A 22,350-nucleotide genomic window follows, 5' to 3' on the forward strand; every position below is an offset into this window, starting at 1 on the left:
GACGGAGCACGGGGTTTGCAAAACAAACAGCCCGTCTCGAAATTAAATTCGAGACGGGCCATCCATATTTGTTCAGCCTTTTTTGGCAGCGTGCTGTGCCGCCGAAGATGATTTTATCGGCTACCCCGCCATCCGGTAGTTCGCGGCATCAGCCGGTGCAGCCTGCGTCTCGCCGGATTCGCTATTGCCATCCGCCAGGCTGAATTCGCCAACCACCGAAGACAGGCCGTCGGCATCGTCCGCCAGCTGGTGGACAACGGCATTGGTCTGCTCGACCATCGCGGCGTTCTGCTGGGTCATCTGATCCATCTGGGTAACTGCGGTGTTGACCTCCTGGATGCCGGTCAGCTGTTCACGGGCGGCCGTGGCGATATTGGCGATCCGCCCGTTGATGTCGGTGACATGGTGCGAAATCTGATCGAGCGCCTCGCCGGTCGCCTTGACGAGACCGACGCCGTTGGAGACCTCAGTACCGGATTTGGTGATCAATTCCTTGATCTCCGTTGCTGCGCCGGCAGCCCGCTGCGCCAGCTCGCGCACTTCCTGGGCGACGACGGCAAATCCCTTGCCCGCTTCCCCGGCACGCGCCGCTTCAACACCTGCATTGAGAGCAAGCAGGTTTGTCTGGAACGCAATCTCGTCAATCACATTGATGATGTTGGAGATTTCCTGCGATGCCTTTTCAATGCCTTCCATCGCGGCAACGGCATCGGAGACGACGGCGCTGGACTGGTCCGCATCGGCCTTGGCTGCTTCGGCCATGGTAGCAGCTTCAGCCGCCCGTTCCGATGTTTCCCGGACCGTGGAGGTGATTTCCTCAAGCGCAGCCGAGGTTTCTTCCAGCGAAGCGGCCTGCTGTTCGGTTCTGCGCGAAAGATCGTCGGCCGCAGCCCGCATCTGCCGCGCATTGCCGTCGATCGAGCCGGAACCGTCCTGAATGCGATAGAGCGTCGAGTTGAGTTTTTCGACCGTAGCGTTGAAGTCGATGCGCAGCCGGTCGAGACTGTCCATGAAAGGCGTGTCGAGACGGACGGACAGATCGCCTTCTGACAGCCGTGTCAGGCCGCCGGCAAGGGAATCGACCGCCGCCTGCAGTTGCTGCGTTTCCTCGGCTTTCAGGGTAGCGCGTTCCGATGCCTCGCGCTCGGAAGTCTCGCGGGTTTCCTCGGCCTCGTGCTCGAGCCGTTCCTTTTCAATCGTCGCTTCCTTGAAGACCGCAACCGAGCGGACCATGTCGCCGATTTCATCCTTGCGGTCCATATTGTCGATCTGGAAATCGGTGCGGCCTTCTGTGAGTTCGCGCATATTGGCGACAAGCGCGATGATCGGTCGCGTCAACGTGCGCGAGAATAGGAGCGCGCTTGCAAGCGCAACGGCCAGCAGGACGAGCGAGGCGACGATCACCAGCTGGCGCATCGAGGCAACGGCCTGCCCGGCCTCGCTATTGTCCACCAGCGCGGCGACCACCCAGTCGGCATTGAGGAAATTGACTCGTGCGAAGGCCACATTGGCCTGCATGTCGCGATAATCGCCGGTTTCGCTGTTTACAATGTCCCGCGCCGTCAAACCGCCGAAAAGCGCCGGATCGATGCGGGCGTTGTGGACATCATTGGCTTCGGTCAGCGGTGAATTTGTCAGAAGATAGCCGTCATTGCGCAGGAGCACGGTTTCACCGGTTTCGCCAAGGCCCGTCCGATTGCTCATGATCTGCTCGATCTTGCCGGTCGGTAGCGAAACGATAAATGCGCCCTTGACCTCGCCTCCGACGACGATCGGTTTGCCGACAAACGCGGTCAGCGGCCGCTCGCCGGGCGCATAGGGAAGATAGTCGGCAAAGGCGACCCCATCGGTTTTGTCCATCGACATGGTGTTTTGATGGATGAGCCCCAAGGGCGTGTCCTTCCAGGCCGCATCCGAAAGATTGACGTAAAAATCGTCACGCTTGAGCAACGTGTAGACAACCGTTCCGTCGGCCTTCACCAGGAGAATGTCTTCGAAATCGTTCTCTTCGGCGATCTTCTCAAAAACCGGTCCGAATTTTCCTTCATGGTTGAGGTAAACCCTGGCACCGCTGGGCCTGCTGCGTTCCAGTTTTTCATCCTGCGACAGAGTATGATCCGAGACCAGTGCCAGGAAATCCGGCTCCATGCCGTCCTTGATAGTCGTCAGGCCGATGCCGAAAAGATTGAGCGCCGCCGCGACATTCGGGGTTACCGCAATTTCCTCGATATCCTTCTTCGTCGCTTCCAGATAGGTCTCGATCTGGTTGCGCCGTCCGTCGGCGATTGCAGAAAGCTTAGCGTCATATTCGCTCTTGAGGGCATTGGAGCTGATAACAAGACCGCCAATGCTGGAGGCGGCAATGGAAACGACTGTAAGAAGTGCAGCCGCAAGCGGCAATTTCCTGGAAATAAGCATAAAAAATCTTCCGGTCACTGGAAAATAGAGATGCCCTTTGGGGCTGCTCAGTCGGAAGCATCATGCGAATTCGCGGGCGGCGCGAATGACCGGCGCCGGCAGATTATTGGCCAATTGCAAAGGATCGATTAACGCGGATAGATTGTCTGCCGCAATGATGCAAGCCTTTAGCCTGTATTGACAATACGGCTTCTGGCACGACGGATTTATTCTGCACAACCGGGTCAACTGCCTGTGAGATGCGTCGGCTGACGATTGGCGCTATGATGGATGGATGGCCGACGAAGTTTCAGGGAAAAAATGGCCGAGCCAGGATATCGACGCGGATGTCATGGGCGCCCTTGCGCATTTATACCGCGCAGAGGTTTTCCGCAGCACGCACTGGCGCAACCGGCTCGACAACACGACGAACTGGGCCGTTGTCACCACCGGCATCGCGCTTTCGGCGACTTTCAGCAACGTCAACGCCTCGCCCTTGCCGATGATCCTCGTCGGCTTTCTTGTGACATTTTTCCTGGCCTTCGAAGCCCGCCGCTACCGCTATTACAATATCTTCCGCGCCCGCGCCCGGCTGCTGGAATCCGACTTTTACGCCCCCATGCTCAATGGCGAGAAGGTCAAGGTCGATGGCGAATGGGGCGAGCTTCTGGCCGATGACTACCGCACGCCGCACTACCATATCAGTTTCATCCGCTCAGCCGGACGGCGATTGAGGAGCAACTACTCCTGGATCCTGGCGATCCAGGCGGTTGCCTATTACGGAAAACTTGCCATTCATCCGGTGCCGCTGACCAATTTGACCGAGTTCATCGACCGGGCAGCCGTCGGACCGATAGCCGGCATCTATGTGATCATCGCCGGTATTCTGTTTCACGGAAGCTGGTTCATCTTCGCCTTCGTCACCCTGCGGCTGGACTATATCCACCGCCGCGACCGCACATCGCCGATGGCGCATTGATCAGAGGCTGTCCTACAGCCCCAGGCCGCCGCCAACGACAAGAACCTGCCCCGAAACGTAGTTCGATTCCGGTGCGCAAAAGAGATAGACACCGTCTGCCGCTTCCTCGACCGTGCCCGGGCGGCCCATCGGGATCATCGCCTTGAAGCCCGTGGCGACCTTGGTCGGAATACCGACCGCAACTTCATTGCCTTCCACGACAATCGTTTTCTTGTCGTCGGTGGATTCGGTCAGCCGCGTTTCGATGTAGCCGAAGGCAACGCAATTGACGTTGACCTTGGCGCGTCCCCATTCCTTGGCAAGTGTTTTGGTAAGGCCTATGACGCCGGCCTTGGCGGATGAATAGTTGGCCTGACCGGCATTGCCGCCGGTTCCGGCGACCGACGAGATGTTGACGACCTTGCGGAACACTTCCTGTCCCGCCTCGGCCTCGCGCTTGGCTTCGATGCGGATATATTCGCTGGCTGCGCGCAGGATCCGGAACGGTGCTTTCAGATGCACATCGATCATCGCATCAAACTGATCGTCGCTCATCTTGCCGATCATGGAGTCCCATGTGTATCCGGCATTGTTGACGATGATGTCGACGCCGCCGAAGGTCTCGAGCCCGACACCGATGAACCGATCGCCGAAATCCGCCTCGGTAACGCTGCCTGCAACCGCAATCGCATTGCCACCGGCCGATTTGATGGCCGCGACCACTTCATCGGCGGGGCCCTGGTCGAGATCGTTGACAACGACACAGGCCCCTTCGCTGGCAAGTTTCAGCGCGACGGCGCGGCCGATCCCGCGGCCCGAGCCACTCACATAGGCGGTTTTTCTCTGCAGCTTTCCCATGACAAAACCTTTGGTTTACGGCAGCGCTATGAGCGCTTCGCCGGCAAGTTTGACATCGCCGTCCTGATTGGCGGCCTGAATTTCGAGACGCACGCGTTTTTCGCCGTCCTGCTCGAGTTTTTCCGTCACCTTTCCGCTGCAGACGATACGCTCGCGCAGCTGTGTGATGGCGACGAACCGCGTGCTATACGCGCGTAGCGCCGTCTGCGGCACCCAGCCGGTCAAGAGCCGCGCCAGATAGGCCATCGACAGCATACCGTGGGCAAAGACGTCATCCATCCCGGCCTTTTTGGCAAAATCAATGTCGATATGGATCGGATTGTGATCCCCGGACGCGCCGGCAAAAAGCGCCAGCGTGGTACGTGATATCGGCCCGGTGGTCAGAACCGGCAGTTCGTCGCCGATATTGACGGTTTCAAAGGTCAGTTCAGACATTTTGTCAGTTCCTCACCACCACAACCTGCTGCAGTTCGGCGACCTGATCGCCGTCCTGGTCGGTCACGTCCGTCTTCTGGACGATGAATTCGAGTGCTCCGCCCTTCTTGTCGTAAATGTCGGTGATGGTGGAATTCAGCGTTACCATATCGCCCGCACAAACCGGCTTGTGATAGGTAAAGGACTGCTCGCCGTGCAGCACCCGCGCAAGATCCACCTCCAGAAGGTTCAAGAGTTCGAACGGGTCTGGTTTTTCAAAACCCAGCGAAAAAAGGAAGGTGGGCGGCGCCGGCAGGGAACGGTAGCCTGCCGCCCGCGCCGCATTCTCGTCCGTGTAAATCGGATTGTCCTCGCCCGTTGCCTTGGCGAAAAACCGCAAGCGCCCTTTTTCGATCTCTACGGTCAGCGGGTCGAGGCTGAGGCCGATGTGTTTTCTGTCAATCATGGCGTGTTCACGCCGCCCGCTGATACATGGTCACAACGCAGGCCCCGCCAAGTCCGAGATTATGCTGCAGGGCAGTGCGCGCGCCGTCCACCTGCCGCTCCCTGGCGGTGCCGCGCAGCTGGTTGGTCAGCTCGTAGCACTGCGCAAGGCCGGTCGCGCCAAGCGGATGGCCCTTCGACAAAAGGCCGCCGGACGGATTGGTGACGACCTTACCGCCATAGGTGTTGTCCTCATCGGCAATGAATTTCGGCGCGTCGCCTTCCGGACAAAGGCCGAGCCCCTCATAGGTAATGAGTTCATTATGGGCAAAACAGTCGTGCAGCTCGACAACATCGAGATCCTCCGGGCCGACGCCGGTCTGCTCGTAAACCTGCGCGCTGGCGGATGCCGTCATATCGTAGCCGACCAGCCGCATCATATCGCCGGAATCAAAGGTGCTGGGTGTGTCGGTCGTCATGGCCTGACCGGCAATCACCACATCCGCGCGCAGGCCGTTGGCACGGGCAAAATCTTCGGAAACGAGGATTGCCGCAGCGCCGCCGCAGGTCGGCGGGCAGGCCATCAGACGCGTCATCACGCCCGGCCACATGACCGGCGACTGGAGAACATCGCCGGGTGTGACTTCCTTGCGGAAGAGCGCCAGCGGATTGTTCTTCGCGTGACGGCTCGCCTTGGCGCGCACCCTGGCGAAATCCTCAAGCGTCGTGCCGTATCTTTGCATGTGGTGCAGGCCGGCGCCGCCGAAATAGCGCAGCGCCAGCGGGATTTCGGCATTGCCGACAAGTTCGTCGCATTTTTCGTCGAACGGATCGAAGGGGCTCGGCCGGTCTTCAAAGACGCTGGTCAGCGCCCCCGGCCGCATCTGCTCGAACCCGACGGCCAACACGCATTCGGCCGCGCCGCTCTCGATAGCCTGGCGAGCCAGGAACAGAGCCGTCGATCCGGTCGAGCAATTGTTGTTGACGTTGATCACCGGAATTCCGGTCATGCCGACGTCGTAGACGGCCCGCTGTCCGCAGGTACTGTCGCCATAGACATATCCGGCATAGGCCTGCTGGACCCGCTCATAGGAAATTCCGGCATCTTCCAGCGCCTGGCTAACCGCCTTTGCGCCCATTTCGGGATAAGCCTCGTTGTCTCCGGGCTTGACGAATTTCGTCATGCCCACACCGGCCACGATCACCTTGTTGTCCATGCTGCGCTCCCTTGATTTCGACCCCGTTCCATTCGATCGAAATTGACTTTTCCACTCATCAGTTACATATTCCACCTAAAGGTTACAAGTCAATATATGCAGCCGGTTTTAAAAGACAGTGCCGTCGCCGCGCAAAAAGTCCGGGCCATGTCTGGCGGTGATGCAAAAAACAGCTATGAAGGAACCATGGGAAAGCCATTGTGGAACAATGCAGTGACCAGCCGGGACGAGCAGCGCCAGCAAAAGCGCCTTGCCGTGCTTGGTACCGGCGCGCGGCTTTTCAATGACCGGGGCTTCGACCGCACGACGCTCGACGACATTGCCAGCGAACTGAACGTTTCGAAGCGCACGCTCTATTATTATGTGAGCAACAAGGAAGAGATCCTGTTCGAATGCAGCCGGCTAGCGCTCGAGTTCATGCAGGAGACCATTGCCCGCTGCAAGGATCCGGCGGTGCCCGTACTTGAGCGGATAGCCCTGTTGTTGCGCGGCTATGCGCAACTGCTGGCGGACGATATGGGGGCATGCCTCGTCCTTTCGAAGGACATTCCGCTGTCCGAGCCCAACCGCGACGTGCTGCGGGAGGGACGCCGATCGCTCGACGGCCTGCTTCGCGATCTTGTCCGCGCCGGCGTGGAAGACGGATCGATCGCACCGAACGACGCCAGGCTGACCGCGGCGGCAATGTTCGGGGCATTCAACTGGATTCCGCACTGGAACCGCACCGACAACCCTGTCTCGCATGATGAGATTGCCGACCGCTATATCGGCCTGCTGATCGACGGTCTGCGCAAGCGCTGAATTCCGCTTCTGTCCGTCGTCACAAGTAACAATAAGTGAACCGGCAATATTTATTGCATATTTCAAGAACCAGTCCTGTTGAAATAGGTTATAGTGTGTCTTTCGGCGACAAGTCTGACCTTTCACAGGAGAGTTTCTATGTATCGCGCCGCCAGAACTTCCCTCTTGAGCCTTTCAATCGCAGTATTATTCCCTCTGGGCTGGACCGTCCATGCGGACGCGCAATCAAGCGCGGCGACGACGCAGCAGGGTGAGACAACCACCGCATCGGACGCAGAAAAGGCGCAATGGCCAAGAAGTTTCGAAACACCGGCCGGCGCGACCATCACCCTGCACCAGCCGCAGGTGACGCAGTGGAAGGATTTCAAGAACCTGACCGCGCTCATTGCCAGCGAATATCTTGCGAAGGGCAGCGAAGATCCGGCATTCGGTGTGATCGAGGTCACGGCGGACACGGCGGCTGACCGCGAGGCCGATGAAGTCACGCTCACCAACATTGCCGTCACCGACATCAATTTCTCGACGCTGGCGCGAAACGAAATGTCGGACGCCTCGCTCGAGGTTGGCAAGCTTATGCCGACAGCGGCGATAACGCTGTCCCTGACGCGGCTTACGGCAAGTCTGGAAAACTATCAGCGGCTTCAGGACACCAGCGGCCTGGCAACCGATGCGCCGGCGATATTCGTTTCCGAAAAGCCAGCCGTTCTGCTGCAGACCAACGGCAAGCCGACCACCGCCTCCGTCAAGCAAGCCGCCGGGCTCGAATTTGTCGTCAACACCAACTGGGACCTGTTGGTCGCCGGCGATCCGCAAACCTGGTACCTGCGCATTGAAAAATCCTGGGTCTCGGCACCTGCAGTCGACGGACCGTGGACACCGGTGAGCGAACTGCCGCCGGTCTTCGGCGATCTGCCCGATGATGACAACTGGAAAGACGCGCGCGAGGCCATGCCGCCGCTGCCGTTCAAGGACGGTACTGTTCCGGTGGTCTACTACAGCGACAAGCCCGCCGAACTTGTTGTCATCGACGGTCAACCGTCGCTGGAGCCGGTGCCAAATACCGGTCTCGAATGGGTTTCCAACGCCAATTCCGATCTGTTTTTCGATCAGGCGAACAGCACCTGGTATTTCCTGACGTCGGGCCGCTGGTTCAGCGCGGCCGACCTTCAGGGTCCCTGGGCATTTGCATCGGAAAATCTACCGCAGGACTTCCTGAAAATACCGGACGGTCAGCCCTATTCGATCGTGCGCGCCTCCGTACCCGGCACATCGGAGAGCGAGGAGGCGCGGCTTCTGGCCGCCATTCCGACGACGGCACGTGTCGACCGGTCCGAGGTCACCGTCGATGTCACCTATTTCGGCGACCCTGAATTCGTCCGCATCGAGGGCACCGACCTTGCCTATGCGGTCAACACAAACTTCACGGTCATCCGTGTGGATGACAGGTATTTTGTCCTCTATAACGGTGTCTGGTTCGTCGGCGATACGCCGACCGGGCCGTTTGCCGTCGCCGATACGGTGCCGGACTCAATCTATGGAATTCCGCCTTCTTCGCCGGTCTATAACGCGACCTATGTGCGTGTCTACGACAGCACCCCCGAATATGTGACCACCGGCTACACTTCCGGATATCTGTGGGCGTTCCTTGCCTGGAACACCTATGTCTACGGAACCGGCTACTATTATCCGCCTTACTGGGTCTACCGGCCGGGATACCCGCCGATCTACCGGCCCTGGAACGTCAGCTACGGATCGGGAACCTACTATCTTCCCGGGCGTGGAACATTCACCGCCCATTACGGCCGCGCCTACGGGCCCTATGGCGGCATTTCCGCCGGCGGCATCTACAACCAGAACACCGGCGCCTATGTCCGCGGCGCGCGGGCCTGGGGGCCCTATAACCATGCCGGCTATATTTCGGTTAGGGGACCCGGCGGCAACAAATACTGGGTCGCCGACATCAACGGCAATATCTACAAGTCCTGGGACAAGGGCGTTACCCGGACCAACAGCTGGGCCAAGGGATATACGGGTGCGTCGGCAACCAACCGCTGGCAGTCGCGGAACGGCAATCAGGGCCTCGTCAACCGGGCAAAGCAAAGCGATCTCTACGCCGGCAGGGACGGCAATGTTTTCCGCAAGGATGATGGCCAGTGGCAGCAGCACAAGGACGGCGCATGGCAGGCGATACAGTCTTCAAAAAGAGCCCCTCAGGCAAATTCAACCGCCAAAAAGAAAGTCCAGGACCGCAAGAAAGAGCCAGCCCGGTCAACGCGCATACGCAACACGGAGCGGTCACTGAATAACCAGCGGGCAGCAAGGCAGCGGGGCGCTCAACGCGCGCAAATCCGGCGTCAGCCGCATTCGGGTGGCCGCAGCAATCTGCAAAGGCCGACAACACGCCGCTTTGAGCGGCGGCGTTAGGGTGCGCGCAGAGCGGCGAACGCCGCATGTCGTTGTTACCATTGACACATTGGCGCGCAACCGGTCTGCGGTACAAGGTGATAATAGGTAATATCCACCGGCCAAACACGTCCTGTAGACCCGATTCTGCGCTAGATCGGCGCGCCGTTATGCCCGTTATCCACAGCCATGTGGCACGGTGTGCGCAAGTCGGTGTTATCCTTGAAGCGAATCACGGTGCCAAACCTATGCGCCAGCCGATTACGTCAAGGAGGTCCTCGCCATGACGGAATATCAGGTTGCGATCATTGGCGGCGGACCAGCTGGTCTGGCGGCGGCTCTTACGCTGTCGCGCTCGATGATGCGCACTATTGTATTCGATTCGCCTTTGCCGCCGCGAAACGACGCGTCATCGCATGTGGGCGCCTTTCCCGGCATGGATATGGCCGCTCCCAAGGACATACGCGAGACGGTTACGGCCCAGATAAGCAAGTATGGCTACACGGACATGAAGTCTGCGGAAATTGCTTCCGTTTCTGCAGATGAAGAAGGCTTTGCCCTTAAGACACAGGGCGGATCGTCATTTCGTGCAAGACGGCTGCTCCTGACCACCGGCATGATCGACATTTTCCCGAAAATAGCCGGCATCAGCAATCGCTGGGGCACCTCGGTCATCAACTGCCCGTTCTGCCAGGGGTTCGAGCTGAAAAACCGGCCCTGGGGCATTTATGTGCACCGACCGGAAATCCTGTCCGCGGCGGAGGTCTACCGCAACTGGACCAGCGATCTCGTCATGTTTGTGGAGCCGACAATCAACGTGCCTCAGGACCGCGCGGACGCAATCACGGCGCTTGGTATTGAGCTCATTGCCAGTGGAGCCGAGGCTTTGGAAGGACCCGGCAATTCACTTACCGAAGTCGTCCTTCGCGACGGCAGGCGCGTGCCGCGCGAGGTGTTGCTGATCTGGCCGCACCAGACCCAGGGCGACCTCGTCAAGACGCTTGATCTGCCGCTATGCGAAGACGGCTATGTCGAGATCGACGAATGCTACCGGACGGGAATGGCGGGCATATATGCGGCTGGTGACCTGACCTATGGCGGTCATCAAAGCACCACCACTGCGATCCATATGGGCAACCGGGCGGCGACCTGGATGGTGTTCGATCTTTGCCAGACCGACAATGCTCTCGCACCTTCCCGGTCAGACCGCCAGTCCGAACTCACCCCATCTGACTTGGCAGATACAGCGCCAGTGCCGGAATTCCAACAATTAGGGCAAGCCTGAAGATATCGGCCACCCAGAACGGCGTCACGCCCTTGAAGATCGTCGCCGTTGGAACGTCCCCGACAACACCTTTGAGGACAAAGACATTCATCCCCACCGGTGGTGTAATCAGGCTGATTTCGGTGACGACCACCACGACGACGCCGAACCAAACCGGATCAAAGCCGAGATCGCGCACCAGCGGAAAGAAGATCGGTACCGTCAGGAGCAGCATCGACAGGCTTTCGAAGATGCAGCCGAGCCCGATATAGATCAGCAGGATCAAAAGCATCACCACCCAGGGTGAAACAGAATAGGCGGTAACCGCGCCTAGCAGCGCCTCGGGCAGACCGGCAATGTTGACGAAATTCGAAAAGATCCATGCACCGATCAGCACGCTGAACAGCGATGCGGCGGTAATGGCGGTTTCCTTCAAAACCTCCAGCGTGCCGCTCCAGCTCAAGTTGCGGCGCGACAGTGCAATGAGGAAGGCGCCCGCCGCGCCCATCCCGGCAGCCTCGGTCGGCGAAAACGCCAGATGGATCGGCCAGAAATCAAGTGCGCCGTAGAGCCCGCCAATGACCAGGAAGAACAATGCCAGGACCGCCCACACGCCTTTCAGCGCGGTCAGCCGGTCACGCCAGGTGGTGCGCTGGCCAGCAGGCCCGGCTTCCGGGTTGCGCGAAACGGTGAAGAATACCGCACACAGGTAAAACAGGATCCCGAGCATGCCCGGAACAATGCCGGCAATGAACAATTTACCGATCGAAGTTTCCGTCAGCAGGCCGTAGATCACCAGGATGACCGACGGAGGGATGAGAATGCCCAGCGTTCCGCCCGCCGCAATCGACGCGGTCGAAAGACTGTCGGCATAACCGTATTTGCGCATTTGCGGCATGGCCACTTTCGACATGGTCGCCGCCGTTGCCAGTGACGAGCCACAGACCGCTGCAAATCCGCCGCAGGCGACGATGGTGGCCATGGCGAGGCCGCCGCGCAGGTGCCCGAGAAAGGCATAGGAAACCTGGTACAGCTCACGGCTGATGCCGCCCTTGTTGACAAAAAGGCCCATGAGGATGAACAGCGGCACGACGCTCAGACCGTAATCCTGGCTGGCATCGATGATCAGCCGCGCGACCATGGATATGGCGCCCCGGTAGCTCGTCTCCATCATGTAGCCGACCATGCCGACGAGCCCCATCGCAAAGGCAATCGGAATCCGCAGGAGCACAAGGACTAAAACAGCGGCAAAGCCGATTGAGGCTTCAAACATCGTAATTTTCCAGAAGTTTCGGGGCAAACAGCGCAATGACCCCGCGCAGCAACAGAACCAGGGCGGTCATATAGGTCATGATCGCAATGAACCAGCCGATGTAGAACTGCGGAATATTCAGATATTCGGTCAGGTCGCCATAGGACCGCGCCCGTTCCGCCAGCACCAGGACCCGCCCCGCCGGCAGGATCAGCATGGCGCCGCAGGCGATCGATATCACGGCGTCCCTGATGCGGTTGAGCAGTGATCCGTGAAACAGCGGATCGAGAAGGTCGACGACGATATGACCTTCGCGAACCGAAAGAACCGGCAGCACCGCAAATACGGTGATCGCCATCAGCATCCGCGTCAGTTCGGTCGCAGCCTCGATTGGCGCATTGAACGCCGAGCGCAATATGACGTCGGCAAAGGTCATGATCATGAGTACAAACAGCGCGGCGCTGGCCAGGAATATCGGCAGTTGCGCGACGCGTCTCGCAAAATTCGCGAGATTGCTCATCTTGTGTTCCTTAGAGATTGCCCATCTTCATTCCGGAATGGCGCGGCAAGTGTGCCGCGCCATTGTCAATTTTGCCGGGCGGTCAGTTGCCTGACATTTCCGACTTCACCATGTCATGTGCCGCTTTGGCATCGACACCCTTGTCGGAAAGCTCCGTAAGGACGCTTGTCGTCACCTTGTCGATGATGGGCTGATAGGCGGCGACATCCGCATCGGAAGCCGTGCGGATGGTATTGCCGTCGGTCGCCTTGGTAACCTCAACGCCCTCGCGGTCGATCTGGTCCCAGGCTGCTCCGAGCATCCTGCTGGTCTTTTCGCCGAAGACTTCGCTTTCGAGCGCTGCCTTCACATCGTCCGGCAGCTTGTCGAAGGTTTCCTGGCTCATGATCAGGGCGAAGGAGCCGCGGTAGAAGCCGCCCGGCATTTCGAAGACATTGGTGGCGACTTCGGTGAGCTTGAAGCCCTTGCGCGATTCCATCGGCATGGCAACCGCGTCGGCGGCGCCGGATGCAAGCGTCTCATAGACTTTCGGTGCCGGAACGCGGATGCCGACCAGGCCGAGTTCGCCGCCGACATCACCTGCAACACCACCGCCGATACGGGTTTTCAGGCCATTGAGATCGGCAAGCGAGTTGACGTCCGCATTGGTATGCATCTGGCCAGGTCCATGCGTATGAAGCGCCACCAGCTTCACGCCCTTGTGCTCGTCGAGCGGTGCAAGGTGCTTTTCGTGGACGCGCCAATAGGCGACAGATGCATCTTCCGCATTGCCCTCATAGCCGGGCAGTTCGATCAGCTTGGTGCCGACAAACCGGCCGGGCTGGTAGCCGTGGAAGATGATGGTCATGTCGGCGGCGCCGTCCATCACCAGGTCCATCATGGCGGGCGGTGGCGCCAGTCCGAATTTGATTTCGGCTGTGACTTTGCCGTCCGTCGCCTCTTCCATCATCTTGACGAAGTTCGGCCACATGATCGAGTTGAGACCGTGGGTCGGCGGCGCCCACCCGGCGATCGTTAGATTGTAGTCTGCCGCCAGTGCGCCGGCTGCTGTGCTGAAGAAAATTGCCGCGGATGCGGCAAGCTTAATGAGCTTGTTCACGTATTCCCTCCCATTTGGCAGACCATTGGCACGTTCCTGATGCCTGATCTGCGCGGCTCGCCCTTCCATTTTAAGGGCATTGTTTTGTACGCTAGTACATAAAGCGCTGTAAGAACAGCCATTGCTAGCCACGTGAGCCCGCCAATTGCAAAGCTCAAACGCCGACTGTCCGTCTGATGGACAGAGCAGCGAATCCTCGACAACCCGCATATCTGCAGATCGGTCGTGACCGTGTTTCGAGCCTTTGGCAGGTTCCCGTGCAGCAGCCCATAGGAACTTTTGGCCAGGATAGTTGTCAATCAGATCGGATCGATATGACCTATCGAAAATTTCAATATCCGCCTGTCCGCACTACGGACAACGCCGGCTGACTGGCTTAACCTGCTCAAAATGGGCGATATTGTCGGTAACCGGCAAAAGAAGAGAACAGGCACAGACAAAATGGCAATCAATGCTCTGGGATATATTGGTATCCGCTCCGACAAGCTGGATGACTGGTCCGGTTTTGCCGGCAGGCTGCTCGGCATGCAAAGAATTGATCGGGGCGGCAAGGCCCTGGCTTTCCGCATGGATGACCGCAAGCAGCGGCTCGTCGTATCCAACGAACCGGGCGACACGCTTGCCTTCATGGGCTGGGAGGTGGAGCAACCCGGCGATCTTGATAATTATGCGGCACGGCTGGAAAAATCCGGCCATCGGGTGGAAAGGGGCAGCCGCAGCCTTGCCGACCGGCGCTTTGTCGAAGATCTCATTGTTTTCGACGATCCGGACGGCAATCGCATTGAGCTTTTCTGCAATCCGATGATCGACACGGACCCCTTTAAGCCCGGAAGGCCGATACAGGGCTTTAATACCGGCCCTCTGGGCATGGGGCACGCCGTATTGCATGTACGCAACGCTGATGTTTTGCTGCCGTTTTACCGCGATATCCTCGATTTCCGCGTCAGCGACTACGGGCTGACGCCCTATCCGTTGTATTTCTTCCACGTCAACGGGCGCCACCACAGCTTCGCTATGGTCGGCTCCGGCAAAATGGGCTTTCACCATTTCATGGTCGAGTTCCAGAACCTTGACGATGTCGGCCAGGGTTATGACCTTGCACAGCTCGAAGAGGGCCGCATTGCCTATACGCTCGGCCGCCACACCAACGACTACACAACCGGTTTCTACGCCCATTCGCCCTCCGGTTTTTTTGTCGAGAGCGGCTGGGGAAGCCGGGTGATCGATCCGGAAACCTGGGAGCCGCACGAAACCTTCGACGGACCGAGCTTCTGGGGTCATGAGCGGCTTTACCTGCCGGATGAACCGCGGGCCCGCATGCGCGAGATGCGCCTCGATGCGGCCTCGCGCGGACGCCGTGCGCCGCCGATCGTCGACTGCCCGTGGCTGTATGGTGAGCTTGTCAACCATGACTGACGAAGACGGCGAGGTCTATGACGTTGCCGTCGTCGGCCTCGGGCCGACGGGTGCGACGCTGGCCAATCTCCTGGGCATTTGCGGTCTGTCCGTGCTCGTTCTCGACCGGGAAGCAGCGATCTATCACCTGCCGCGCGCCGTCCATTTCGACGACGAGATCATGCGCATCTTCCAGAATATTGGCGTTGCCGAAACCCTGGCGAAGATCGTCCGCATCAACCCCGGCATGCGGTTCGTGGATACCCGGGGAAAGCTGCTTCTCGACTGGCCGCGCCCCGGCGAGGTCGGCCCCCATGGCTGGCACGCCAGCTATCGCTTTCACCAGCCCGATCTGGAGCGCATTTTGCGTGGCGCGCTCCAGCGCTTTTCAACGGTCAAAGTTCGAACGCAAGCCGAAGTCCTGTCGGTCGAGGATCGCGGCAATTTCGTTGAGCTTCGATACGAAGAGCGCAAAACCGGCAAAAGGCGTGCGGTCTTCGCCGGATACGTCGTCGGTTGCGATGGTGCGCGCTCACTGGTGCGCCGCACCATGAACACGGAAATGGAGGACCTCGGCTTTCACGAACGCTGGCTTGTGGTCGATGTTCTTTTGAACGGTCCCAAACCGGAACTCGGCGATCACACGATCCAATATTGCAATCCGGAGCGCCCGGCCACCTACTGCCGCAGTCCCGGCATGCGCCGAAGATGGGAAATTGCGGTTCTCGACGGTGAGGAATCCGATGAAATCGCGACAACGGATTCCGTCTGGAGACTGCTGAAGGACTGGCTGGCACCCGGTGAAGCGGAAATTGAGCGCAAGGCGGTTTACACCTTCCATTCGGCCATTGCCCGGCGCTGGCGCATCGGCCGTCTTTTGCTTGCGGGCGACGCCGCCCATCTGACACCACCCTTCATGGGGCAGGGCATGTGCGCCGGAATTCGCGACGCGGCCAACTTAGCCTGGAAACTGGCGCTATGCGCCAAAGGCCTGGCCGATGAAACACTGCTCGACAGCTACCAGGCCGAACGCATGCCCCATGCACGCGAATATATAGAAACCGCAATCCGCCTCGGTGGCCTCATCAATACAGCCGGCACACGGCAGGCGCTGGAAGCGGCCTTCCGCCAGGACGACGGAACGGCCCGGATGGAAAGCATTTCTCCGCGCCTAGGACCCGGACTTGCCGCCGGATCGGACGAACATGCCGGACGGCTGTTTCCGCAGCCGCAGCTCGCAAACGGCGAGATGATGGATGATGTCTGCGGTTATGCACCGGTCCTGCTTGCAGAAAGCGCGCTCGTCGACAAAGGCGGCGATCTGCCGTTCCCGGTCCTGACGACCGAGCGCGAACCCGCGGTCGCCGCCTGTTTGAAAGCCATGGACACGCGCGCTGCACTCATCCGCCCCGACCGATATGTGCTTGGCACTGCAACGACGCGCGAAATGCTCCTGACCATGCTCAGGAATACATTTGCCTCACCGCTGCAGCAAGGAGCTTCGGTCTGATCAGGCCTTCCTTTGCAAACCCTCGATTGACAATAATTGGCTGCTCTTGTCTCCTGTGCGGCGGCTTGAGACCGGAGGAATGAGTTACGTCGTCGAAAAACGAAAATGTGCGTGCTTTGGCGCGCGGTTTGAAGATCCTGCGCTACGTCAATGCGGTGGGAGAGGCGAGGGCTGCGGAAATCGCCGCCCATATCGATATACCGCGACCCACCGTTTACCGGATTTTGCACACGCTCGAGGAGGAAGGCTATGTCTACTATTCCGCCTCCGACAGCCGCGTTCGGGTAACCGCGCAAGCGGCAAGCCTTGGCGACAGTTATGCGGCAACATCGACGATCTGCCAGGCGGCAGGTCCGATCCTCGCCAAATTCACAGCAACATACACCTGGCCGATCGATCTGTCCTTCTATGAGAACGCCCATATGGTGGTTCAGGAAACGACCCACGCGCAAAGCCCGCTTTCAATCGACCGCGGCATGATCGGTTACCGCCTGCCGATGCTGCGCACATCGGCCGGCAGAGCCTATCTCGGTCATTGCGGCCCAACGGAAAGAGCACTGATCGTAAAACATATTCGTCGGCTGAATGACCCGGAGGATGAACCCTTCCTTGTGCCGAGCAGGCTGGATTCGATGATTGCCGATGTTGCGGGCAAAGGTATTGCAATGCGCGGATCCGGGACGTTTCGGCCGCAAACGGCAAGCATTGCAGTTCCGGTCATCATCAAGGCCAGGGTTGCAGCCTGTATTTCGACGATATGGGTCAGCAGGGCAATGACTATGAACGAGGCAATCAGCCAGTATGAGGCGCCGCTGCGCGATGTCGCTGCCGGTATCAAGGCTGCCGTTGAGACCGGTGACTGATTGCGCTATCCGGTCAGGGCCGCATGGACCAGCGCCTTCAGTTCGGCGCGGTTGGGATAGGTGCTTGAGGGCACCAATTGGGTAAAGAAGACAACGGTCAGCTGCTCGACCGGATCGGTCCAGAATATGGTGCTTGCAAGACCGCCCCAGCTGAAATCTCCGACGGAGCCGGCCGTATGCATTTTCGCCGGATCAAGCACCACGGCGCCGCCAAGACCGAAACCAACGCCTTCCATGCTGACTTCGGCGAAGGATTTAGGCCCCATGGATGCGATATCGCCGGGAAGATGGTTGCGGCGCATGAATGCCACTGTGCGCGGCGATAATAGCCGCTGGCCCTCCAGTTCTCCGCCAAGCCTCAGCATTTCGGCAAAACGGAAATAGTCGGCGAGTGTCGAAACCAGTCCGCCGCCGCCGCCGATCGTTGAAACACTGCCTACCCGAAATTCCGATGTTGCTGCCTCATCCAACAGGCGAAGGGGATTGCCTTCAACGGGGGTATAGCAGCTCGCGAAACGGTCAAGCCCGTTATCGGCAACGCTGAAGGCGGTGTCGGTCATCCCGAGAGGTTCGAGAATTTCCGTGCCGATGAATTCGTCCAGCGGCTTGCCGGTCACCACCTCGATCAATCGGCCTATGACGTCGATGCCGACCGAATATTCCCAGCTGCTGCCAGGCTGAAACGCCAGCGGCATCGCCGCGATTTGCTTTACCCACTTGTCGAGGCCGCCCGATCCCGGGCTGTAGGCAAGTCCGTGCTGCGTATAGGCTTCGGCCAGAACACCGGTGTTGAAATCATAGGAAAGACCCGAGGTATGGGTCAGCAGCTGATGGATAGTCGGTGAGGGGGCGGATTCAAGCTGATCGATCGCGGGAGCCCCCTTGATCAGGGCGGAACAATCAGAAAATTCCGGCAAAAAGGCGCTGATTGGCGCATCGAGGTGAAAATGACCCTGCTCGACAAGCATCATGACGGCAACCGTGGTAACCGGTTTGGTCATCGAATAGATGCGCACGATTGTGTCGAGCTCAAAAGGTAAATCCTGTTCGATTGAACGCCGGCCCGCCTTTGCGAGATGGGCGATCTCTCCGTTGCGGGCAATCAGCAGCGAGCTGCCGGGAAACTTGCGCTCATCGACATAGCGTTGCATCCACCGGTCGATCCGGGCGAGACGGCCGGCATCGAAACCAAGCGAGGACGGGTCATTAACGGCGTTTAGAGACATTCAGACTTCGAGCCATTCCTTGCGAATTTCTGCGTTTTCCTGAAGGGACTGCGGACTGCCGTCGAACACGATATGGCCGTGTCCCATGACATAGACACGCGTCGAGACCTTGAGCGCGATCGTTAGCTTCTGCTCGACAAGCAGGATGGAAACGCCCCTGGCGGCGATCTGTTCGAGAAGTTCGCCGACCTGCTGGACGATCTTCGGTGCAAGACCCTCGGTCGGCTCGTCGATCATGATCAGGGAAGGATCGCCCATAAGCGTTCTACAGATTGTCAGCATCTGCTTCTCGCCGCCTGAGAGCACCGAGGCCTCGACATCGGCACGTTCGCGCAGGTTGGAAAAGAGGCCGAACATGTCCTCCATCGACCACCGGCCGTCGCCGTCTTTCTGGCCGGGTTTCAGGCCGAGCAGCAAATTTTGCCGGGTGGTCATCCCGGGAAATATGTCCCGGTTTTCAGGTACATAGCCAATACCCGCCTGAGCAATCTCATAGGGCTTTCTGCCGACCATTTCAGCGCCCTTGAACTGCACAGAGCCGCTTGGCGGCACCTCGCCCATGATTGCCTTGCAGGTGGTCGACCGGCCGACGCCGTTGCGCCCGATAAGCGCGACGATTTCGCCCTCGCCGACCGCCAGGTTGACGCCCTGTAGGATATGGCTTTTGCCGTAATAGGCGTGGAGGTCGTTTACTTCCAGCATGTCAGTGATCCGCCTCCTCCGCCGCACCCAGATAGGCCTCCTGCACCTTTTGGCTCGCCCGCACGTTTTCCGGCGTATCGCTCTCGATGATCTCGCCATAGACAAGTACCGATATGCGGTCTGCCAGGTTGAAGACCACGCCCATGTCGTGCTCGACGATGACCAGTGTCTTGCCGTCGGTTACCTGGCGGATGAGATCGACAATATAGTCGGTCTCCGAAGCGCTCATTCCGGCCGTCGGCTCGTCCAGCATGACAATATCAGCCCCGCCCGCAATGGTGATGCCGATTTCGAGAGCCCTTTGCTCCGCATAGGTCAGAACGCCGGCCAGAAGATTGCGCCGGTCGGAAAGATTAATCTGCTCGAGAATCTCCTCGGCTCTTTCTGTCAGCTTCGGCTGCCGGTCGACCAGGTGCCAGAAGGAATATTTGTACCCCATCGTATAAAGCAGGCCGCAGCGGATATTCTCGAACACCGACATTTTCGGAAAGATGTTGGTGATCTGAAAACTGCGGCTGAGGCCCATCCTGTTGATTTCATGCGGCTTGAGCCTGCTGACATCGGTACCGTTCAGATGGACCGATCCGGATGTCGGATGATATTTGCCGGTAATCAGGTTGAACAGCGTCGATTTACCGGCACCATTCGGCCCGATAATCGCGTGGCGCTCGCCGCCGGCAATCGCAAGATCCACACCGCGAATAATCTGTGCCAGACCGAAATTCTTCCTCAGCGCCTTCAGTTCGATTGCGGCCCCGCTCATCGGCCCACCTCGCCGTGATTGGCCTCGTCCCAGGCTTCTTTCAGCGATGGCGCCAGTCTTTTAAGGATCAGATAGCTTGCCACGCATATGATGATGGCAATCGTCAGCGGCCACACACCGTGCGAATTGAAGGTGAGGCCGAAGAGCGACATCTGTTCTTCGCCAATCGCCGCATGGCGGGCATGAAAAAGGATTTCAAGCACCGCCGCAGCCGAAAAGACGAACAAAAGGGCGGGAACGAACATTTTCAGGTAGGGCGATGCCAAAAGCCCGATTTTCCCCAGCTGCCACGGGCGCACATGAATGGCAAAGACACCGGCAAGGCCGCTCGGGAAAAACATCACGGTCAGCACAAAGAGCAGGCCGACATAAAGCGCCCAGATTTCCGTATAGAGGCTGAGAACCGTCTGCAGCAGTGTGAAGACGACGGCACCAATGACCGGTCCGAGAAAAAAGCCGACGCCGCCCAGGAATGTGATCAGCAGGATCGACCCGGACGTCGCGAGATTGAGGTTCTCCTCCGTCAGAATCTCGAAATTGATGGCGAACAGGCCACCGGCGATACCGGCGAAAAATCCCGATGCGCAAAACGAGATCCACCGCACATAGCGTTGCGAATAGCCGAGAAATTCCGCCCGTTCCTCATTGTCGCGCACGGCATTGGCGATGCGCCCCACGGGCGTGCGCGAATAAAGGAACATCGCAAGCGCCGAAACAAACAGCCACGCCGCCGTGAGATAATAGACTTCCTTTTGTGAAGCAAAGTCGAAACCCGCAACGACAGGGCCCATTGTTCGGTCGCCGCTGACCCCTTCCTCGCCGCCGAAAAACGCCACGACGATGATGGATAGCGAGGCGATCAGCTCGCCGACTCCAAGCGATATCATCGCAAAGACGGTGCCCGCCCTGCGCGTGGAAAAACTACCTATGATGAAGGCGAATAACAGTCCGAACAGTCCGCCGAAAAGCGGCAGAAGCGGTAGCGGCAGCAGCAACCCGTCATATTCCACCATGTTCATCAGATGCACGCAGAAGAAACCGCCAAGTCCCATATAGACCGCATGGCCAAAAGACAGCATGCCGCCCTGCCCCAGAAGCATATTGTAGGCCAGCGCGAAGATGATGGTGATCGCCATCTGGTTCATCACCGTCAGGGCTGCGCCTCCGGTAAAGACGAACGGCAGGCCGGCAAGTAGCACAATGGCAATCAGCCAGGGCGCCGCAGCCGATAGTGAAAGCCCACCCGTTTTGCCGCGGCGCGCGGCTTCCGCATCACCCAGGGCACTCATGTTTCACGTTTTCCCAGAAGACCGCGAGGTCTTATCACCAGCACCAGCACCATCAGGAGATAGGGCAGGATAGGGCCGATTTGCGGTAGCGTGAGCGTCCACAGGTCCCGCAGCGGATTGTCAGACAGATCAACCGGCTTATCTATTCCTATTGCCAACAGAATATCGGTCATGGTGACGTTGTAGGATGCGGCAAATGTCTGCATCCAGCCGATCAGAAGGGAGGCGATCAGTGCGCCCCACAGCGAGCCGAGCCCGCCGATGACGATGGTCACAAAGACAATGCTGCCGAGTAGCACGGCCATACCCGGAAATGTTCCGAGAACCGGACCGGCGATGACGCCGGCAAGGCCGGCCATCGCGGTTCCGACACCGAAGACGCCCATGAAAACCAGCGGAACGTTGTGGCCAAGATTCTGCACGGTGTTGGGATAGGAAAGCGCCGCCTGGATGATCAGGCCGATCCGTGTGCGCGTCAGGATATAAAGCAGCACCAGGAAGATGCCGATCGCGACAAAGATCATGAACACCTTGTAGGCCGGAAACGAGTTGCCTGCGATCGAGAACGCGGTGAAATTCAGGATCTCGGGCTCATAATAGGCCATATGGCTCTTGCCCCAGAAGAACTGGACAAGTTCCTCGATCAGCAATGCCAGTCCGAAGGTGAAGATGAGTTCGGGCACATGGCCGTATTGGTGTACGCGCCGCAGCCCATAGCGCTCGATCGCCGCGCCGGCAAGACCAACCGCAAGCGGTGCAATGATCAGGCCGGGCCAGAACCCCACATAGGTACTGATCTGATAGGCGAAATAGGCCCCCAGCATATAAAAGCTGGCGTGGGCGAAGTTCAGAACACCCATCATCGAAAAAATCAGTGTCAGGCCGCTGCACAGCATGAAAAGCAGCAGGCCGGTCACCAGACCATCAAGTAGATTGACTGCCAGAAGAGACAATTGAGACCCCCAGATTCACAGT

19 protein-coding genes and 1 pseudogene are annotated in these 22,350 nt (G+C 58.9%); 7 read left to right on the forward strand and 13 right to left on the reverse strand.

Annotation, left to right across the window (positions count from 1 at the left end):
- Positions 1 to 120 precede the first annotated feature (120 nt).
- On the reverse strand, positions 121 to 2,418 hold the full coding sequence (locus ABVT35_RS25260; RefSeq protein WP_368470350.1) for a methyl-accepting chemotaxis protein: 2,298 nt from the start codon (positions 2,416 to 2,418) through the stop codon (positions 121 to 123).
- A gap of 274 nt (positions 2,419 to 2,692) precedes the next feature.
- On the opposite strand from ABVT35_RS25260, the gene ABVT35_RS25265 reads away from it, so the two are divergent.
- Positions 2,693 to 3,376, forward strand: a complete 684-nt coding sequence (locus tag ABVT35_RS25265) for a DUF2270 domain-containing protein (RefSeq protein WP_368470351.1) — start codon at positions 2,693 to 2,695, stop codon at positions 3,374 to 3,376.
- Positions 3,377 to 3,388: 12 nt separating this feature from the next.
- On the opposite strand, the gene ABVT35_RS25270 is transcribed toward ABVT35_RS25265, so the two are convergent.
- The 4 genes from ABVT35_RS25270 to ABVT35_RS25285 are packed head-to-tail and all read right to left on the reverse strand — an operon-like array spanning position 3,389 to position 6,288.
- Complete coding sequence (locus ABVT35_RS25270; RefSeq protein WP_368470352.1) at positions 3,389 to 4,213, reverse strand: SDR family NAD(P)-dependent oxidoreductase; 825 nt, start codon at positions 4,211 to 4,213, stop codon at positions 3,389 to 3,391.
- Positions 4,214 to 4,228: 15 nt separating this feature from the next.
- Entirely contained in the window at positions 4,229 to 4,648 is a 420-nt protein-coding gene (locus ABVT35_RS25275; protein WP_368470353.1) for a MaoC family dehydratase, read from the reverse strand.
- 4 nt (positions 4,649 to 4,652) lie between these two features.
- Complete coding sequence (locus ABVT35_RS25280) at positions 4,653 to 5,093, reverse strand: MaoC family dehydratase N-terminal domain-containing protein (protein WP_368470354.1); 441 nt, start codon at positions 5,091 to 5,093, stop codon at positions 4,653 to 4,655.
- Positions 5,094 to 5,100: 7 nt separating this feature from the next.
- Positions 5,101 to 6,288: a lipid-transfer protein gene (locus ABVT35_RS25285; protein ID WP_368470355.1), complete on the reverse strand. Its 1,188-nt coding sequence runs from the start codon at positions 6,286 to 6,288 to the stop codon at positions 5,101 to 5,103.
- 147 nt (positions 6,289 to 6,435) lie between these two features.
- Here ABVT35_RS25285 and ABVT35_RS25290 point away from each other — a divergent pair, with 147 nt between their 5' ends.
- From ABVT35_RS25290 to ABVT35_RS25300, 3 genes are all read left to right on the forward strand, one after another.
- Positions 6,436 to 7,089 (forward strand): TetR/AcrR family transcriptional regulator, encoded by a 654-nt coding sequence (locus ABVT35_RS25290; protein WP_368470356.1) that lies wholly within the window; start codon positions 6,436 to 6,438, stop codon positions 7,087 to 7,089.
- Between the two features lie 138 nt (positions 7,090 to 7,227).
- Complete coding sequence (locus ABVT35_RS25295) at positions 7,228 to 9,513, forward strand: hypothetical protein (RefSeq protein WP_368470357.1); 2,286 nt, start codon at positions 7,228 to 7,230, stop codon at positions 9,511 to 9,513.
- 262 nt (positions 9,514 to 9,775) lie between these two features.
- The gene (locus tag ABVT35_RS25300) at positions 9,776 to 10,777 is read left to right on the forward strand and encodes an NAD(P)/FAD-dependent oxidoreductase (protein WP_368470358.1); all 1,002 of its coding nucleotides are present in this window, start codon (positions 9,776 to 9,778) and stop codon (positions 10,775 to 10,777) included.
- Here the strand turns inward: ABVT35_RS25300 and ABVT35_RS25305 are convergent.
- The 3 genes from ABVT35_RS25305 to ABVT35_RS25315 form a co-directional block, all read right to left on the reverse strand.
- Entirely contained in the window at positions 10,713 to 12,029 is a 1,317-nt protein-coding gene (locus tag ABVT35_RS25305) for a TRAP transporter large permease (protein ID WP_368470359.1), read from the reverse strand. The genes ABVT35_RS25300 and ABVT35_RS25305 overlap by 65 nt on opposite strands.
- Entirely contained in the window at positions 12,022 to 12,528 is a 507-nt protein-coding gene (locus tag ABVT35_RS25310; RefSeq protein ID WP_368470360.1) for a TRAP transporter small permease, read from the reverse strand. The genes ABVT35_RS25305 and ABVT35_RS25310 overlap by 8 nt, the downstream gene beginning before the upstream one ends.
- An 82-nt stretch (positions 12,529 to 12,610) precedes the next feature.
- On the reverse strand, positions 12,611 to 13,627 hold the full coding sequence (locus ABVT35_RS25315; RefSeq protein WP_368470362.1) for a TRAP transporter substrate-binding protein: 1,017 nt from the start codon (positions 13,625 to 13,627) through the stop codon (positions 12,611 to 12,613).
- Between the two features lie 441 nt (positions 13,628 to 14,068).
- Here ABVT35_RS25315 and ABVT35_RS25320 point away from each other — a divergent pair, with 441 nt between their 5' ends.
- The 3 genes and pseudogenes from ABVT35_RS25320 to ABVT35_RS25330 form a co-directional block, all read left to right on the forward strand.
- On the forward strand, positions 14,069 to 15,043 hold the full coding sequence (locus ABVT35_RS25320) for a VOC family protein (protein WP_368470363.1): 975 nt from the start codon (positions 14,069 to 14,071) through the stop codon (positions 15,041 to 15,043).
- On the forward strand, positions 15,036 to 16,532 hold the full coding sequence (locus ABVT35_RS25325; protein WP_368470364.1) for a bifunctional 3-(3-hydroxy-phenyl)propionate/3-hydroxycinnamic acid hydroxylase: 1,497 nt from the start codon (positions 15,036 to 15,038) through the stop codon (positions 16,530 to 16,532). The genes ABVT35_RS25320 and ABVT35_RS25325 overlap by 8 nt, the downstream gene beginning before the upstream one ends.
- 98 nt (positions 16,533 to 16,630) lie before the next feature.
- Positions 16,631 to 17,395: pseudogene (locus ABVT35_RS25330) on the forward strand (DNA-binding transcriptional regulator); the annotation flags it as partial.
- Between the two features lie 5 nt (positions 17,396 to 17,400).
- Here the strand turns inward: ABVT35_RS25330 and ABVT35_RS25335 are convergent.
- From ABVT35_RS25335 to ABVT35_RS25355, 5 genes are read right to left on the reverse strand one after another with little or no spacing between them, the layout of a single operon-like run.
- A complete protein-coding gene (locus ABVT35_RS25335) occupies positions 17,401 to 18,621 on the reverse strand; it encodes a serine hydrolase domain-containing protein (protein WP_368470365.1) in 1,221 nt (406 codons plus the stop codon).
- On the reverse strand, positions 18,622 to 19,323 hold the full coding sequence (locus tag ABVT35_RS25340; RefSeq protein WP_368470366.1) for an ABC transporter ATP-binding protein: 702 nt from the start codon (positions 19,321 to 19,323) through the stop codon (positions 18,622 to 18,624). It lies immediately after the preceding gene.
- 1 nt (position 19,324) lies between these two features.
- Positions 19,325 to 20,086 carry an ABC transporter ATP-binding protein gene (locus ABVT35_RS25345; RefSeq protein WP_368470368.1) on the reverse strand — a complete coding sequence of 254 codons (762 nt, stop codon included), beginning with the start codon at positions 20,084 to 20,086 and terminating at the stop codon, positions 19,325 to 19,327.
- A complete protein-coding gene (locus ABVT35_RS25350) occupies positions 20,083 to 21,375 on the reverse strand; it encodes a branched-chain amino acid ABC transporter permease (protein WP_368470369.1) in 1,293 nt (430 codons plus the stop codon). Before ABVT35_RS25350 ends, ABVT35_RS25345 begins: the two co-directional genes overlap by 4 nt.
- Positions 21,372 to 22,328: a branched-chain amino acid ABC transporter permease gene (locus ABVT35_RS25355; RefSeq protein ID WP_368470370.1), complete on the reverse strand. Its 957-nt coding sequence runs from the start codon at positions 22,326 to 22,328 to the stop codon at positions 21,372 to 21,374. The genes ABVT35_RS25350 and ABVT35_RS25355 overlap by 4 nt, the downstream gene beginning before the upstream one ends.
- Between the last annotated feature and the right edge of the window lie 22 nt (positions 22,329 to 22,350).

Source organism: Hoeflea sp. TYP-13 (genome assembly GCF_040932035.1).
In the GTDB taxonomy this organism is placed as follows: Bacteria; Pseudomonadota; Alphaproteobacteria; order Rhizobiales; family Rhizobiaceae; genus Hoeflea_A.